This window comes from Actinomadura oligospora ATCC 43269 (assembly GCF_000518265.1).
GTDB classification, from domain to species: Bacteria; Actinomycetota; Actinomycetes; order Streptosporangiales; family Streptosporangiaceae; genus Spirillospora; species Spirillospora oligospora.
In genome coordinates, this window is record NZ_JADG01000010.1 from 40675 (window position 1) to 54552 (window position 13878).

A 13878-nucleotide genomic window follows, 5' to 3' on the forward strand; every position below is an offset into this window, starting at 1 on the left:
GCTTCGTCGTGTCAGGATGCCTACGACGCCCCGGAGTAAGTTCTCCATTACTCGCGGACCGGTGGTCCGGCGGGGCGTGCCGCGGCCGTCGGGGCGAGGGGTGTGACGTGAGGCTTCTGCTGCTGGTGCTCGTGGCCGCCGGGTTCGTGGCGGCCGGCTTCTACTGGCGGCAGCCCTGGATCGGCGCGGTCGGCCTGCTCGTCCTGTTCGCGGGCATGTTCACCGACCGCGACGACGTCGCGAACGACGAGGAGAAGCGCAGCTTCGAGACCACCAAGTCCGTCCGGAACATGCGCTCGCGCGACCGCTGAGCCGTCGGCGGCGGGGGCCGCGGCGGGCTCAGCGCTCCCGCGACGGCTGAGCCGTCGGCGGCGGGGGCCGCGGCGGGCTCAGACTCCGGGCTCGTCGGGGGCCACGCGCCGGTCGCCGCCGTCGTCCGGCTGGGGCTGGCGGGCGTAGCGGCCGTAGGAGCGCCTGAGCGGCTGCGTGATCGCCGTCTCGTCCTTGAAGGTGGACGGCGTCTCGGGCGCCTCGGCGGTCGTCTCACGGACGCCGACGACCGCGAACCGGCCGAGCGCCACCGCCGCCAGGAAGACGATCACGACCCCGAGCGCGGAGAACCCGCTGAGCTGCTCGGCCAGGTGCCGGCCCCTGGTTGCGCCGAGCGGGTCGCCGATGCCGTTCACGTCCCACAGGACGGCGACCTGCGTCCCGATGACGAACCAGGCGCCGCCGAGCGCCGCGAGCCATCCGCCGACCGAGGCGACCACCCGGTGCGTCCCGGCCAGCGCGACGAGCCCGCCGAGGGCCGTCGCCGCGCCTGGCGCGATGGACAGTTCGAGGCGGTCCGTCCCGTAGATCCAGGTCTCGTCCGGATGGAAGCCGAAGTGCGCGTACGGCCCGACGAACGGCAGCAGCGCACCCCACACTCCGAGCAGGACGAGCAGAACCCCGCTGAACGCCCCCCGGCTTCTCGGCACGCGCATGGTCCCGGTCATTATCACTGCCTCCCGACCAGGTCGGAATATCAAGTTTTGACCCGCCTTTACCCTCCAGCTCGTCCTTCATGCGCCGTCGACGGGACGGCATCGTGCGCAACGAGGTCTGGAACGGGCCGGTTCCGCGGAGCACGATCAACCTGATGCTGCTGCGCGCCGCGCAGGTCGTCGGCAGCACCTACCACGCGGTCTCGCTGATCACCGAGACCCCTGGGTGGTGGGGTGGGCTAGGTGACGGGGCGGGCGGATCCGTTCGGGGCGTCCGGGTCGATGTGCCAGCTGACGACGCGGGTCGGGTGGATGCGGATCAGGTCGTCGCTGAAGAAGCCCTTGCCGATGTGCATCTCGCCCTTGATCGGCTCCGCGCGGCCCCGGATCTCGACGCCGCGTCCCCAGCCGGGCCGGACGGCGTCGGGGTCGTCCGGGGAGGTCATGTCGTCCACGAGGAACGACACGGCCGGGTGGGCCTTGGCGTTGCGGTACTTGAAGCTGGCGGCGTTGTCGGGGCCGCCGATGTCGATCGTGCCGTCCTCGTTCAGCCGGAATCCGACGGGGCGCACGCTCGGCGTCCCGTCGGGGGCGACGGTCGCGAGGCGGCCGAGGCGCTGCGTCGCGAGGTAGGCGCGCTCGCTCTCGCTGAAGGGTGAGGCGGTGGTCGCGTCAGGTGTGGTCGTCATGCCTTCGACGCTAGAACCTCAAGGTGTCTTGAGGTCAACCGCGCCCGCGAGCGCCCGGCGGACGAACGCGCCCATGTCGGCGATCGCCGCGCGGGACTCCGGGAGCAGCGGGCCGAACATCTGGAACACGTGGATCTGCCGGTGCCAGACCTGGAGGACCGTCGGGACGCCCGCCCGGACGAGCCGCTTCGCCATGGTCTCCGAGTCGCAGTACAGCAGTTCGGTCGAGCCCGCCGTCAGCAGGACGGGCGGCAGCCCGGCCAGGTCGGCGCGGATCGGCGAGATCGTCGGGTCGGTGAGGTCGAGGTGGGAGAGGAAGTCGGCCACCAGGCGCTCCAGCAGCGGGCCGGGCGCGGACGGGTCCAGGCGCATGTTCGCGTGGGCGAGCTTGGTGTCGAGGTCCATGTCGAGCATCGGGGACAGGGCGACCAGCGCGGCGGGTGACGGCAGCCCCCCGTCGCGGGCCCGGAGGGCCGTCGCGAAGGTCAGGTAGCCGCCCGCCGAGTCGCCCATGATCACGATGTCGGACGCGTCGCGGTCGTCGAGGAGGCTCCGGTAGGCGGTCAGGCAGTCCTGGACCTCCTCCTCGAACGGGACGGCCGGGATCATCCGGTAGTCGACCGACAGGGCCGGGACCCCGGCGGCGGCGCTGAACCGGGACACCATCCGGCGGTGGGTGTTCAGCCCGCACGAGATCCACCCGCCGCCGTGCAGGTAGAGGATCACCTGGTCGCGGGCCTGTCCGACGCCGGGGCCGTGCGTCCACTCGGCGCGGAAGCCGTCGAACCGGACCGGCTCGACGCGGGTGCCGCGCGGCGGACGGGCCCGTCCGGCGAGCCTGTCGAGCGCGGCGGCCTGACGCAGGGCCCCGCCGGTGAGCGGACGCTCGGCCGCCTTCGCCAGGCGGGGCCGCAGCAGGCCGCGCACGCCCGCGGCGACGGCCCGCGACCGCAGGCTCGCCGTCCCGCGCCTGTCGATCACCAGCGTGGTGGGCTCCGCACGCGTCACGTCCACTCCCTCGGTCCCGGCACCGCTCCCGAACGTGATTCTGATCGTCCCATCGCTCCGGTGGGTGGACAAGCGTTCCGGCGGATGCCGCAAAAGCCAGGGACAGTGCGCTGTTCTGCCCGCATCTTCTGGGTGAATCTCCCGGTAGAGGTCGTAGATGCGAGGGTTTAGGGTGTTCGTCGTGACGAACTTCCGGATCAGCGAGGCCGCGGCCCTGCTCGGGGTCAGCGCCGACACCGTGCGCCGATGGGTGGACGGCGGGCGGCTGCCCGCCGTCCGGGACGAGCACGGCCACCGCATCGTCCCCGGCGCCGACCTGGCCGCCTTCGTCCGCGGGCAGGCCCGGGAACCGGGGGAGAGCTTCTCGTCCGCGCGGAACCGGATGCGCGGCATCGTCACGGACGTGGTGCTCGACACGGTCATGGCCAAGGTCGAGATCCAGGCCGGGCCGTTCCGGATCGTGTCGCTGATGAGCCGCGAGGCCGCCGAGGAACTGGGCCTGGAGGTGGGCGTGGTCGCCGAGGCCGTCGTGAAGTCCACCACCGTCGTCGTCGAGCGGCCCGACGCGGGCTGACCCCCGGCGGCCTCCTTCCCCCTGCTGTGAAACCCCCTGAGGAGTCGTTGTGCTGAGACGCGTACTCGTGGCCGCGGTGGCGGCGTCGTCCCTGGCGGCCCTCGCCGCGGGCTGCGGTGACACCAAGGACGACAAGTCCGGCGGATCCGGCGGATCCGGCGGATCCGGAGGCAAGACGCTGACCGTGTTCGCCGCCGCGTCGCTCACCGAGACGTTCACGCGGCTCGGAAAGGACTTCGAGGGGACGCGTCCCGGCCTGAAGGTCCGGTTCAACTTCGGCGGCAGCTCGACGCTCGCGCAGCAGATCACGCAAGGGGCGCCCGCCGATGTGTTCGCCGCCGCCAGCGGCACCACGATGAAGACCGTCTCGGACGCGGGCGACGCGGCCGGGCAGCCGACCGTGTTCGCCAAGAACCGCCTGGTCATCGCCGTCCCGAAGGGGGACCCGGCCAAGGTTCACGCGCTCGCCGACCTGGCCGCGCCCAAGCTGAAGGTCGTGCTGTGCGCCGAGCAGGTGCCGTGCGGGGCCGCCGCGAAGCAGGCGCTCGCCGCCGCGCACCTCACGGTGAAGCCGGTGTCGCAGGAGCAGGACGTCAAGGCCGTCCTGACCAAGGTCCGGCTCGGTGAGGCGGACGCCGGGCTGGTCTACCGCACGGACGCGAAGGCCGCCGCGGGGCAGGTCGAGGGGATCGAGTTCCCCGAGTCGGCCAAGGCGATCAACTCCTACCCGATCGCGGCGCTCACGAAGGCCCCGCAGTCCGCGCTCGCGCGGGAGTTCGTCCAGTACGTCCTGTCGCAGCAGGGGAGGGCGGCGCTGAGCGCGGCGGGGTTCGAGTCGCCGTGACCGTCCTGCGCGGGCGGCGAACGCCGGAGGGAGCGACGTCGGTGGACCGGGCGCGGGGGCGTCCGCCGCTCGTGCTGATGCTGCCCGCGCTGGTCGGCCTGGTGTTCCTGGTGCTGCCGCTGGCCGGGCTGTTCGTCCGGGCCCCGTGGGGGACGCTCGGTACCCGCCTCGGCCAGCCGCAGGTGCTGGAGGCGCTGCGATTGTCGCTGGTCAGCGCCACGATCGCGACCGCGCTCTGCCTGCTGTTCGGGGTGCCGCTGGCGTGGCTGCTCGCGCGGGTGCCGTTCCCCGGCGTCCGGCTGGTGCGGGCGCTGGTGACCGTCCCGCTGGTGCTGCCGCCCGTGGTCGGAGGCGTCGCGCTGCTGCTGGTGCTCGGACGGCGCGGCCTGGTGGGGGAGTGGCTCGACCGCGCGTTCGGGATCACGCTGCCGTTCACCACGTCCGGGGTGGTGCTCGCCGAGACGTTCGTGGCGATGCCGTTCCTGGTGATCAGCGTGGAGGGCGCGCTGCGCGCCGCCGACGCCCGGTTCGAGGAGGCCGCCGCGACGCTCGGCGCCGGACGCTGGACGGTGTTCCGCCGCGTCACGCTGCCGATGGCCGCGCCCGGCGTCCTGGCGGGCGCGGTGCTGTGCTGGTCCCGCGCCCTCGGCGAGTTCGGCGCGACGATCACGTTCGCGGGCAACTTCCCCGGACGCACCCAGACCATGCCGCTGGCCGTCTACCTGGCCCTGGAGACCGATCCGCAGGCCGCGATCGTGCTCAGCCTGGTGCTGCTGGCGGTGTCGGTGGCCGTCCTCGTCGGCCTCCGCGACCGCTGGACGGGTGCCGCGTGACCGCCTCGGCGAACCGGGTCCGCCTGGACGGTTCGGGCCGCCCGGACGGCCCGGGGCTGGACGCGCGGCTCGTCGTGCGGCGTCCACGCTTCGATCTCGATCTCGTCCTGACGGCCGCGCCGGGCGAGGTCGTGGCGCTGCTCGGCCCGAACGGCGCGGGCAAGAGCACCGCGCTGCGCGCCCTCGCCGGGCTCACCACCCTCGCGGACGGCCACGTCCGCGTGGACGGACGGGACCTGACGAACCTGCCGCCCGACGAACGCGGTGTCGGCATGGTCTTCCAGGAGTACCTGCTCTTCCCGCACCTGTCCGCGCTGGAGAACGTGGCGTTCGGTCCGCGCGCGCAGGGGACGGGCAGGCGCGAGGCGCGCCGCCGGGCCGCCGAGTGGCTGGAGCATGTCGGGCTCGCGGAGCACGCGTCGGCGCGTCCGCGCGCGCTCTCCGGAGGGCAGGCGCAGCGGGTCGCGCTGGCGCGGGCACTGGCCGTCCGGCCTGGGCTTCTGCTGCTGGACGAGCCGCTGTCCGCCCTCGACGCCCACACCCGGCTGGAGGTGCGCGCGGCGCTGCGCCGCCACCTCGCCGGGTTCGCGGGCGCGGCCGTCATGGTCACCCATGATCCGCTGGACGCGCTGACCCTCGCCGACCGGCTCGTCGTCATCGAGGGCGGCCGGCTCGTCCAGGAGGGCGTCCCCTCCGAGGTCGCCCGGCGCCCGCGGACCCCCTACGTGGCGCGGCTCGTCGGGCTGAACCTCTTCCGGGGCCGGGCGGACGGAGGAACCGTGGCCCTCGCGGACGGAAACCTGAAGATCGACGCCGTCACCTCACTCGAGGGTGATGTTTTTCTCGCTTTCGAGCCGTCCGCCGTCGCGCTGTACCGGTCCCGGCCCGACGGAAGCCCGCGAAACCTCTGGAAGGCCCGTGTCGCCGCAGTTGAGAGCCGCGGAGACCGCTTCCGCATCCGCCTGGACGGCACCGGACCGGACGCGTCCGGTCCGGATGGCCCGCGCGTCTCGGCGGACGTGACGGCCGCCGCCGTGGCCGACCTGGGGCTCGCCGAGGGCAGCCCGGTCTGGGCTTCCGTTAAGGCCACGGAAGTGCGGGTATACCCCGCTTGAGCGGGGTGCATCAGCAGTTGGGCTGGTCCTTGGGGCGGGACCGATTCCCGGTGACATCAATCACAAATGGGCTCAGCATGCCCCAAAACTCCTCTGGATTGGTCCAGACCAAATGGAAAAAGCCGCGAGATTTGCTCATGATGCAAACATCCTGCGAACAGCTGAAGGAGTTGCCCGTGTCCAACCAGGAGATCCCCGGCCTCGACCAGGCCCCGACCAGTCACCGTGAGCTCGTCGACTGGGTGCGCGGGATCGCCGAGCTGACCCAGCCCGAGCGAGTCGAATGGTGCGACGGTTCGGACGCGGAATGGGAGCGCCTGACCTCACTTCTCGTGGAGCAGGGCACCTTCAAGCGGCTCGACCCGGCGAAGCGTCCCAACAGCTTCTACGCCACGTCCGACCCGTCGGACGTCGCCCGCGTCGAGGACCGCACCTTCATCTGCTCCGAGAAGGAGGAGGACGCGGGCCCGACGAACAACTGGGTGGCCCCGGCCGAGATGCGGGCGACCTTCGCCGACCTCTTCAAGGGCGCGATGAAGGGCCGCACCCTGTACGTGGTGCCGTTCTGCATGGGCCCGCTGGGCGGCAACATCTCCCAGCTCGGCGTCGAGATCACCGACTCGCCGTACGTCGTGGTCTCCATGCGGATCATGACGCGGATGGGCGAGGGCGCGCTGCGCCTGATCGAGGAGCGCGGCTCGTTCGTCAAGGCCGTCCACTCGGTGGGCGCGCCGCTGGAGCCGGGCCAGGCGGACGTCCCGTGGCCCTGCAGCTCCACCAAGTACATCTCGCACTTCCCCGAGACCCGTGAGATCTGGTCCTACGGCTCCGGCTACGGCGGCAACGCCCTGCTCGGCAAGAAGTGCTACGCGCTGCGCATCGCCTCGACGATGGCCCGCGACGAGGGCTGGCTCGCCGAGCACATGCTCATCCTGAAGCTCACCCCGCCGGAGGGCGAGACCCGCTACGTCGCGGCGGCGTTCCCGTCCGCGTGCGGCAAGACCAACCTCGCCATGCTCGAGCCGACCATCCCGGGCTGGAAGGTCGAGACCATCGGCGACGACATCGCCTGGATGCGGTTCGGCGAGGACGGCCGGCTCTACGCGATCAACCCCGAGGCCGGGTTCTTCGGCGTCGCGCCGGGCACCGGCGAGGCCACCAACGCCAACGCGGTGAAGACCTTCCACGGCAACTCCATCTTCACCAACGTGGCGCTGACCGACGACGGCGACGTGTGGTGGGAGGGCCTCACCGACGAGCCGCCCGCGCACCTCACCGACTGGAAGGGCAACGACTGGACGCCCGGGTCGGACACGCCCGCGGCGCACCCGAACGCCCGCTTCACCACCCCGGCCGGGCAGTGCCCGATCATCGCGCCGGAGTGGGAGGACCCGAAGGGCGTGCCGATCTCGGCGATCCTGTTCGGCGGGCGGCGCGCCACCGCCGTCCCGCTGGTGACCGAGTCCTTCGACTGGCAGCAGGGCGTCTTCCTCGGCGCGAACATCGCGTCCGAGAAGACCGCCGCCGCCGAGGGCACCGTTGGCGAGCTGCGCCGCGACCCGTTCGCGATGCTGCCGTTCTGCGGCTACAACATGGGCGACTACTTCGGCCACTGGCTGAAGATCGGCCGTTCCACCGACGTGGAGAAGCTGCCCCGCATCTACTACGTCAACTGGTTCCGCAAGGACGCCGACGGCAAGTTCATCTGGCCGGGCTTCGGTGAGAACAGCCGCGTCCTGAAGTGGATCGTCGACCGGCTCAACGGCAAGGCCGACGCCGCCAAGTCCGCGATCGGCCACCTGCCGACCCGCGACGCGCTCGACCTGGACGGCCTGGACCTGTCCGACAAGGACCTCACCACCCTGCTGACCGTGGACACCGAGGTCTGGAAGCAGGAGGCCGCCCTGGTCCCGGCCCACTTCGAGACCTTCGGCGACCACCTGCCGAAGGAACTGTGGGCCGAGTACGAGGCCCTGGTGAACCGCCTCGGCGAGTGATCCGGAAAGGGTCCGCGTGGGTGATCCGTGACCGAGCGGGTGATCCGCGACCGATCCGATAGCGAAAGAGGCCGCGTCCGGCAGGACGCGGCCTCTTCCGCGTGATTGGGTCGGGCGCATGTGGCACGCCCTGATGCACATCGAGATCCCCGTGGCCGACAAGGTGGTCCGCACCCTCGCGGTCTACCTGCTCATCGTGGCCCTGCTGCGGCTCGCCGGGAAACGCGAGCTCGCCCAGCTCAACGGCTTCGACTTCGTCGTGATGCTGTTGCTGTCGAACGTGGTGCAGAACGCCATCATCGGGCCGGACAACTCGCTGTGGGGAGGCGCGCTCGGCGCGATCCTGCTGGTCGGCGCGAACGCGGTGTTCGTCCGGGTCGTCCTGGTGGTGCCGTGGCTGAAGCGGCTCGTCCACGGGAGCCCGAGCGTCCTGGTGTGGAACGGGCGGTGGCGCGAGCGCGCGCTGTTCCGGCTCGGCCTCGGCAAGGCGGAGGTCGTGCAGGGGATCATGGAGCAGGGCGGCGACGGCGTCCACGACACCCGGCTGGTCACCCTGGAGCCCCAGGGGGCCCTGATCGTCCGGCTGCGGGAGAGCGAGCAGAACGCCGACAAGACCGACATGGCGGACCTGCGGGCCCGGCTGGAGCGGATCGAGGCGCACCTGGCCGCCCTCGCGGCCAAGTGATTCAGGCCGGGCTGTTTCGGCCGGGTGGTCCCCGCCGGGTGATCTCGGCCCGGTGATTCGGCCCGGTGATTCGGCCGGGTGATCTCGGCCTGGTGGCCGAGTAACCTCCCTGGTATGTCGAGGTTGGAGTTCAGGGTCCACGAGCTGACCGTCGGGCAGCTCGCCGAGCGCAGCGGGGTCGCGGTCTCGGCCCTGCACTTCTACGAGTCCAAGGGGCTGATCACCAGCCGCCGGACGGCCGGCAACCAGCGCCGCTTCACCCGCGACGCGCTGCGCCGCGTCGCGTTCGTCAAGGTCGCCCAGCGCGTCGGCATCCCCCTGGACCGGATCCGCGAGGCCCTCGCGACCCTCCCCGAGGAGCGCACCCCCACCGTCGAGGACTGGGCCCGCCTGTCCGAGACCTGGCGCACGGAACTGGACGACCGCATCGCGCAACTCGAGAAACTGCGCGACGACCTCACCGACTGCATCGGCTGCGGCTGCCTGTCCTTCAAGACCTGCGCCCTCGCCAACCCCTACGACCAGCTCGGCGACGAGGGTCCCGGCCCCCGCCGCCTCCTCGTCGAACGCCACCGCGACCGTCCCCGGCCCGGCGGCAAGGCCGCCACCGCCGCCACCAACCCCTGCGCCGACGCCTGCTGACCTGGACCGACGTCCGGTCGGCGGCGCCTGGCCCGCGGTGTCCGTCGTGGTGACGTGCGGTCAGCGTCCGCAGCGGCGGCAGCCGGGACGGGTCAGGCGGTGGAAGGCGACGGCGGCGACGGCCATGCCGACGCCCCAGATCCAGTAGGCGGGCACGGCGACCCAGAAGAACGCCTCGGGGAGCCGGACGGGCCCGGAGCCCGAGTCGGGGAAGGGGTTCCGGCCGTGCAGCCGCTCGCTGATCATCTTGAGCAGCATCAGGCCGAAGTAGACGACGAGCCCGCCCGAGATCCCGGCGGCGGGCCACAGGACCAGCCTGCGCGGCACCGGACGGCCCGCCAGGACCGGGACCCAGCGCGGCCAGACGCGCCCCCAGGAGTGGACGAGCGCCATCGGCAGCAGGGTGCCGCCCAGCACGAACCCGATCTCGAACTCGATCGCCGTGGCGGAGTGGAGCGGTGAGGGGCCGAACCCGACGCAGTACTGCGCGACGATCCGTCCGAGGCAGCCCGCCATGGAGACATAGGCCGCCCAGAACGCCCAGCGCGGGACGCGGTCCAGCCGCCGGACCTCGCCGACGCGACCACAGCGGGCGCACCCGGCGCGCGTGCGGCGCTGGTGGGAGAGGGCCGCCAGGCCCAGCAGCACCCCACTGGTCAGGCAGGCGGCGCGGCTCATCGCGCCGACGGGATAGAACCTGATGCCCAGGCCGGGTGCGAGCGCGCCGACGACGTCGAGCAAGAGCAGCGCCGACGACGCCACCATCCCGAAACTCGCCGCCCAGGCGACCACGAGCAGCCCCCGCCGCCGAACCCTTACCCGTACCGCCGAGTGCGCGACCGCCGTCCGGAGTGTGGTGAGTGTGGTTGCGGCGATGGCCGCGACCGCGCACAGGGTGACGCCGCCCCAGCCGGTGAAGGCCACGAGGTCGGTGCCGACCGGGGACAGGTTCGCGGGCCGGTGCCCGAGGCTCCAGTAGACCTGGAGCAGGCCGTAGAGCGTCGCCGTGGCCGAGGCCGCCGGGGCGGTCCAGGTCGTCCACTTCGGGTCCCGGACGCGCCGGGCCTCGTCCTGCGGCGCTCCGCGCAATGTGATCACGGGCGTGATCGTCGCGCGGCCGGGTCCCCGTCCACTTCCCCCGGCGGACGGAACCGCCTCCCCCGTGGGAGGGAGGCGGCCGTCCGGTGCCGGAGGGTCAGCGGACCCGGCGGCGGCTGCGGTCGTGGGGGTCCATGCGGCGCGGGGTGGGTTCGCGGCCCGCGGGCTGGGTGGGCGGTGTGGGCGCGGGCTCCTGGGTGATGTCGCGCTCGACGGCCTCCTTCTCCAGGTGGAACTCCTCGCCGTGGTGGCCGAGGACGAGTCCGGGGCCGTCCAGGAGCTCGTAGGTCGCGCTCTCGCCGGTGACGGTGACCTTGATCAGGTTCTCGCGGTAGCGCATCCGGAACGCCAGGCGGCTGATGCCGCCGGGGAGGCGCGGCGCGAACCGGAGGCTGCCACGGCTCGCGCGCATGCCGCCGAAGCCCGCGACCAGCGCCGTCCACGCGCCCGCGAGGGACGCGATGTGCAGGCCGTCGCGGGTGTTGCGGTTCAGGTCGTGCAGGTCCATCAGCGCGGTCTCGCCGAGGTAGTCGTGCGCGAGCTCCAGGTGCCCGCACTCGGCGGCGACGACGGCCTGCGTCTGCGACGACAGCGACGAGTCCCGGACGGTCAGCGCCTCGTAGTAGGCGAAGTCGCGCGCCTTCTGCTCGGCCGTGAACATCTCCCCGCACAGGTGCAGCGCCAGCACCACGTCCGCCTGCTTGACGACCTGCTTCCGGTACAGGTCGAAGTACGGGACGTTCAGCAGCAGCGGGTACTGGTCGGGCTTGGTGGCGGCGAAGTCCCAGCGGGCGTGGTTGGTGAACCCGTCGCACTGGGGGTGGACGCCGAGCCGCTCGTCGTAGGGGATGCGCATGCGGTCGGCCGCGTCCCGCCAGGACGCCGCCTCCTCGGTGGTGACGCCGAGCCGGTCGGAGACGTCCGGGTGGCGCATGGCGGTGTCGGCCGCCTCGAGCAGGTTCCGGCGCGCCATGAGGTTCGTGTAGACGTTGTTGTCCACGATGGCCGTGTACTCGTCCGGGCCGGTGACGCCGTCGATCCGGAACACGCCCTCGACGTCGTGGTGGCCGAGGCCGCGCCACAGCCGCGCGGTCTCCACCAGGATCTCCAGCCCGACCTCGCGTTCGAACCGCTCGTCCCGCGTGGCGTCCAGGTACCGGACGACCGCGTCCGCGATGTCCGCGTTGATGTGGAAAGCGGCGGTTCCCGCGGGCCAGTAGCCGGAGCATTCCTGGCCCCGGATCGTCCGCCACGGGAACGCGACGCCCGGCAGGCCGAGCTGTCCCGCGCGTTCCTTGGCGAGCGGCATCGTCATGTGCCGCCAGCCGAGCGCGTCGGCGACCGCGTCCGGGTAGGTGTAGGTGAGGACGGGCATGACGAACGTCTCGGTGTCCCAGAACGAGTGCCCGTCGTAGCCGGGGCCGGTGAGGCCCTTCGCGGGGATCATCCGGCGCTCGGCGCGCGCGCCCGCCTGGAGGATGTGGAACAGCGCGAACCGGACGGCCTGCTGGACCTCCGCGTCACCGTCGACCTCGACGTCCGCGCCCTCCCAGAAGTCGTCCAGGAACTCCCGGTGCTCCTTCAGCAGCCCCTCCCAGCCCGTCTGCCGGGCCGCCGCGAGCGCCCCGACGACCTGGTCGTTCAGCGCCGACCGCGACCGCTGGCTGGACCACCCGTACGCCATGTACTTGACGATCCGCAGCCGCTCGCCGGGCTTGAGCCGGGTCGCGACGGTGAGGCGCCCGATGTCGGGCAGGCTCTCCAGGGCGTGGTCGGCGGCGTCCGGGCAGGTGACCTCGTGGGACATCCCGGCCGCCATCCGCAGCTCGCTCTCCCGGGTCCGGTGCACCAGGACGACCCGGTGCCCGTTGGACATGTGGTCCTCCGACACCAGCGGCTGCTCGAGCATCGCGCTGGTGCGGGGGTCCTTGCCGAGGTCGGGCAGCGCCTCGTTCGCGACGAGCTCGCTCTGCAGGACGACCCGGACCGGGTCGTCCACCGCCTCGACCTCGTAGCAGATCGCGGCGACCGCGCGTTGCGTCAGCGACACGATCCGGGTCGAGGTGACCTTGACGCGGCGGCCCGCCGGGGACGTCCACTCCACGTCCCGGGACAGCGTCCCGGCGCGCAGGTCGAGGACTCTTTCGTGGAAGTGGACCCGCCCGTACCGGACGTCGAACGGCTCGTCGTCCACCAGCAGGCGGATGACCTTCCCGTTCGTCACGTTGATCACGGTCTGCCCGGTCTCCGGCACGCCGTAGGCGGCCTCGGCCTGCGGCAGCGGACGCCGCTCGTAGAACGAGTTCAGGTAGGTGCCGGGCAGGCCGTGCGGCTCGCCCTCGTCCAGGTTGCCGCGCAGGCCGACGTGGCCGTTGGACAGCGAGAACACCGACTCGCTCTGGGCCAGCCGGTCCAGGCGCAGCTCGGGCTCGCGCACGCACCAGGGCTCGACCAGGAACTGCGCGTGCTGGGCGCTCGAGGCGCGGGTGTCCGACTCGGTCACTGGTCCTCCTCGGGAGCGCCGGTCTCGCGAGCGCCGGACGTGGGAGCGCCGGGCCGGGGAGCGCCGGGCTTGGGGGCGCCGGGCTTGGGGGCGTCGGCCTTGGGAAGGCCGGGCCTGAGCGGGGCGGGTTCGGGCAGGTCGGGCTTGAGGAGGTCGGACAGGTCGTCCACGACGACGTCCGCGCCGTGCTCGCGCAGGCCCGCGGCGTGCTCGGCGTCCAGCCGGTTGACCCCGACGACGTAGGCGAAACCGCCGCGGTGCCCGGCCTCGACGCCGGCCAGCGCGTCCTCGAACACGACCGCGCGGGCGGCGGGGACGCCCACCGCCTCGGCCCCGGCGAGGAAGGTGTCCGGCGCGGGCTTGCCCGGCAGCTTGCGCTCGGCCGCGACGACGCCGTCCACGCGCGCGTCGAACAGGTCGGTGATGCCCACGACGCGCAGCACCTGCGCGGTGTTGGCGCTGGACGACACCACGGCCGTCCTCAGCCCGGCGGCGCGGGCCGCGCGGACGAAGTCGACCGATCCCGGGAACACCTTGACGCCGTCCTCCTCGATGATCTTGAGGACGAGCCGGTTCTTGCGGTTGCCGAGCCCGCGGACGGTCTCGGCGCTCGGCGGGTCGTCCGGGGAGCCCTCGGGCAGGTGGATGCCGCGCGACTCCAGGAACGAGCGGGTGCCGTCCTCGCGCTTCTTGCCGTCCACGTACGGGCCGTAGTCGCTCCGGACGTCGAACGGGACGAACGGTTCACCGTGCCGCAGGGCCCACTCCTTCAGGAACTCGTCGAACATCCGCTTCCACGCCGCCGCGTGCACGGCGGCCGTCGCGGTCAGTACTCCGTCGAGGTCGAAAAGGCACGCTTCGACCCCCTCCGGCAGTCCCAGCAATGTTTCCCCTAAGTCGTAGG

General features: G+C 72.4%; 14 protein-coding genes. 8 read left to right on the forward strand and 6 right to left on the reverse strand.

Annotated features, from left to right (window positions below):
- Positions 1–107: 107 nt before the first annotated feature.
- Positions 108–311 carry a hypothetical protein gene (locus P696_RS0116270; RefSeq protein WP_026413175.1) on the forward strand — a complete coding sequence of 68 codons (204 nt, stop codon included), beginning with the start codon at positions 108–110 and terminating at the stop codon, positions 309–311.
- A 78-nt stretch (positions 312–389) separates the two neighbouring features.
- On the opposite strand, the gene P696_RS45910 is transcribed toward P696_RS0116270, so the two are convergent.
- The 3 genes from P696_RS45910 to P696_RS0116285 all read right to left on the reverse strand — a co-directional run bounded on the left by P696_RS45910 (position 390) and on the right by P696_RS0116285 (position 2683).
- Complete coding sequence (locus tag P696_RS45910; protein WP_157429739.1) at positions 390–986, reverse strand: hypothetical protein; 597 nt, start codon at positions 984–986, stop codon at positions 390–392.
- A 239-nt stretch (positions 987–1225) separates the two neighbouring features.
- Entirely contained in the window at positions 1226–1675 is a 450-nt protein-coding gene (locus P696_RS45915) for a PPOX class F420-dependent oxidoreductase (protein WP_034485290.1), read from the reverse strand.
- A gap of 18 nt (positions 1676–1693) precedes the next feature.
- Positions 1694–2683: an alpha/beta hydrolase gene (locus P696_RS0116285; protein WP_026413176.1), complete on the reverse strand. Its 990-nt coding sequence runs from the start codon at positions 2681–2683 to the stop codon at positions 1694–1696.
- Positions 2684–2864: 181 nt separating this feature from the next.
- On the opposite strand from P696_RS0116285, the gene P696_RS0116290 reads away from it, so the two are divergent.
- The 7 genes from P696_RS0116290 to soxR all read left to right on the forward strand — a co-directional run bounded on the left by P696_RS0116290 (position 2865) and on the right by soxR (position 9373).
- Positions 2865–3257: a helix-turn-helix domain-containing protein gene (locus P696_RS0116290; RefSeq protein WP_026413177.1), complete on the forward strand. Its 393-nt coding sequence runs from the start codon at positions 2865–2867 to the stop codon at positions 3255–3257.
- Positions 3258–3309: 52 nt separating this feature from the next.
- Complete coding sequence (gene modA, locus P696_RS0116295; RefSeq protein ID WP_026413178.1) at positions 3310–4101, forward strand: molybdate ABC transporter substrate-binding protein; 792 nt, start codon at positions 3310–3312, stop codon at positions 4099–4101.
- 77 nt (positions 4102–4178) lie between these two features.
- A complete protein-coding gene (locus tag P696_RS0116300; protein WP_157429785.1) occupies positions 4179–4934 on the forward strand; it encodes an ABC transporter permease in 756 nt (251 codons plus the stop codon).
- Positions 4931–6049, forward strand: coding sequence for an ABC transporter ATP-binding protein (locus tag P696_RS0116305; protein WP_245627692.1), 1119 nt, complete (start codon positions 4931–4933; stop codon positions 6047–6049). The genes P696_RS0116300 and P696_RS0116305 overlap by 4 nt, the downstream gene beginning before the upstream one ends.
- A 176-nt stretch (positions 6050–6225) precedes the next feature.
- Complete coding sequence (locus P696_RS0116310; RefSeq protein WP_026413181.1) at positions 6226–8046, forward strand: phosphoenolpyruvate carboxykinase (GTP); 1821 nt, start codon at positions 6226–6228, stop codon at positions 8044–8046.
- A gap of 118 nt (positions 8047–8164) precedes the next feature.
- Positions 8165–8731 (forward strand): DUF421 domain-containing protein, encoded by a 567-nt coding sequence (locus tag P696_RS0116315; RefSeq protein WP_026413182.1) that lies wholly within the window; start codon positions 8165–8167, stop codon positions 8729–8731.
- A 114-nt stretch (positions 8732–8845) separates the two neighbouring features.
- Complete coding sequence (soxR, locus tag P696_RS45920; protein ID WP_051467739.1) at positions 8846–9373, forward strand: redox-sensitive transcriptional activator SoxR; 528 nt, start codon at positions 8846–8848, stop codon at positions 9371–9373.
- A gap of 60 nt (positions 9374–9433) precedes the next feature.
- Here the strand turns inward: soxR and P696_RS45925 are convergent, their stop codons facing one another.
- The 3 genes from P696_RS45925 to P696_RS45935 form a co-directional block, all read right to left on the reverse strand.
- Positions 9434–10471, reverse strand: coding sequence for a hypothetical protein (locus tag P696_RS45925; RefSeq protein WP_157429741.1), 1038 nt, complete (start codon positions 10469–10471; stop codon positions 9434–9436).
- Between the two features lie 97 nt (positions 10472–10568).
- Positions 10569–12974: a glycoside hydrolase family 65 protein gene (locus P696_RS45930; RefSeq protein WP_051467741.1), complete on the reverse strand. Its 2406-nt coding sequence runs from the start codon at positions 12972–12974 to the stop codon at positions 10569–10571.
- Entirely contained in the window at positions 12971–13858 is an 888-nt protein-coding gene (locus P696_RS45935; RefSeq protein ID WP_084337608.1) for a beta-phosphoglucomutase family hydrolase, read from the reverse strand. The genes P696_RS45930 and P696_RS45935 overlap by 4 nt, the downstream gene beginning before the upstream one ends.
- Positions 13859–13878 lie beyond the last annotated feature (20 nt).

Bases quoted from the DNA above. Each gene is read 5' to 3' on its own strand.
- P696_RS45915 (WP_034485290.1), bottom strand. From the start codon at position 1,675: ATGACGACCACACCTGACGCGACCACCGCCTCACCCTTCAGCGAGAGC.
- P696_RS0116315 (WP_026413182.1), top strand. From the start codon at position 8,165: ATGTGGCACGCCCTGATGCACATCGAGATCCCCGTGGCCGACAAGGTG.
- soxR (WP_051467739.1), top strand. From the start codon at position 8,846: ATGTCGAGGTTGGAGTTCAGGGTCCACGAGCTGACCGTCGGGCAGCTC.
- P696_RS45910 (WP_157429739.1), bottom strand. From the start codon at position 986: ATGCGCGTGCCGAGAAGCCGGGGGGCGTTCAGCGGGGTTCTGCTCGTC.
- P696_RS0116300 (WP_157429785.1), top strand. From the start codon at position 4,179: ATGCTGCCCGCGCTGGTCGGCCTGGTGTTCCTGGTGCTGCCGCTGGCC.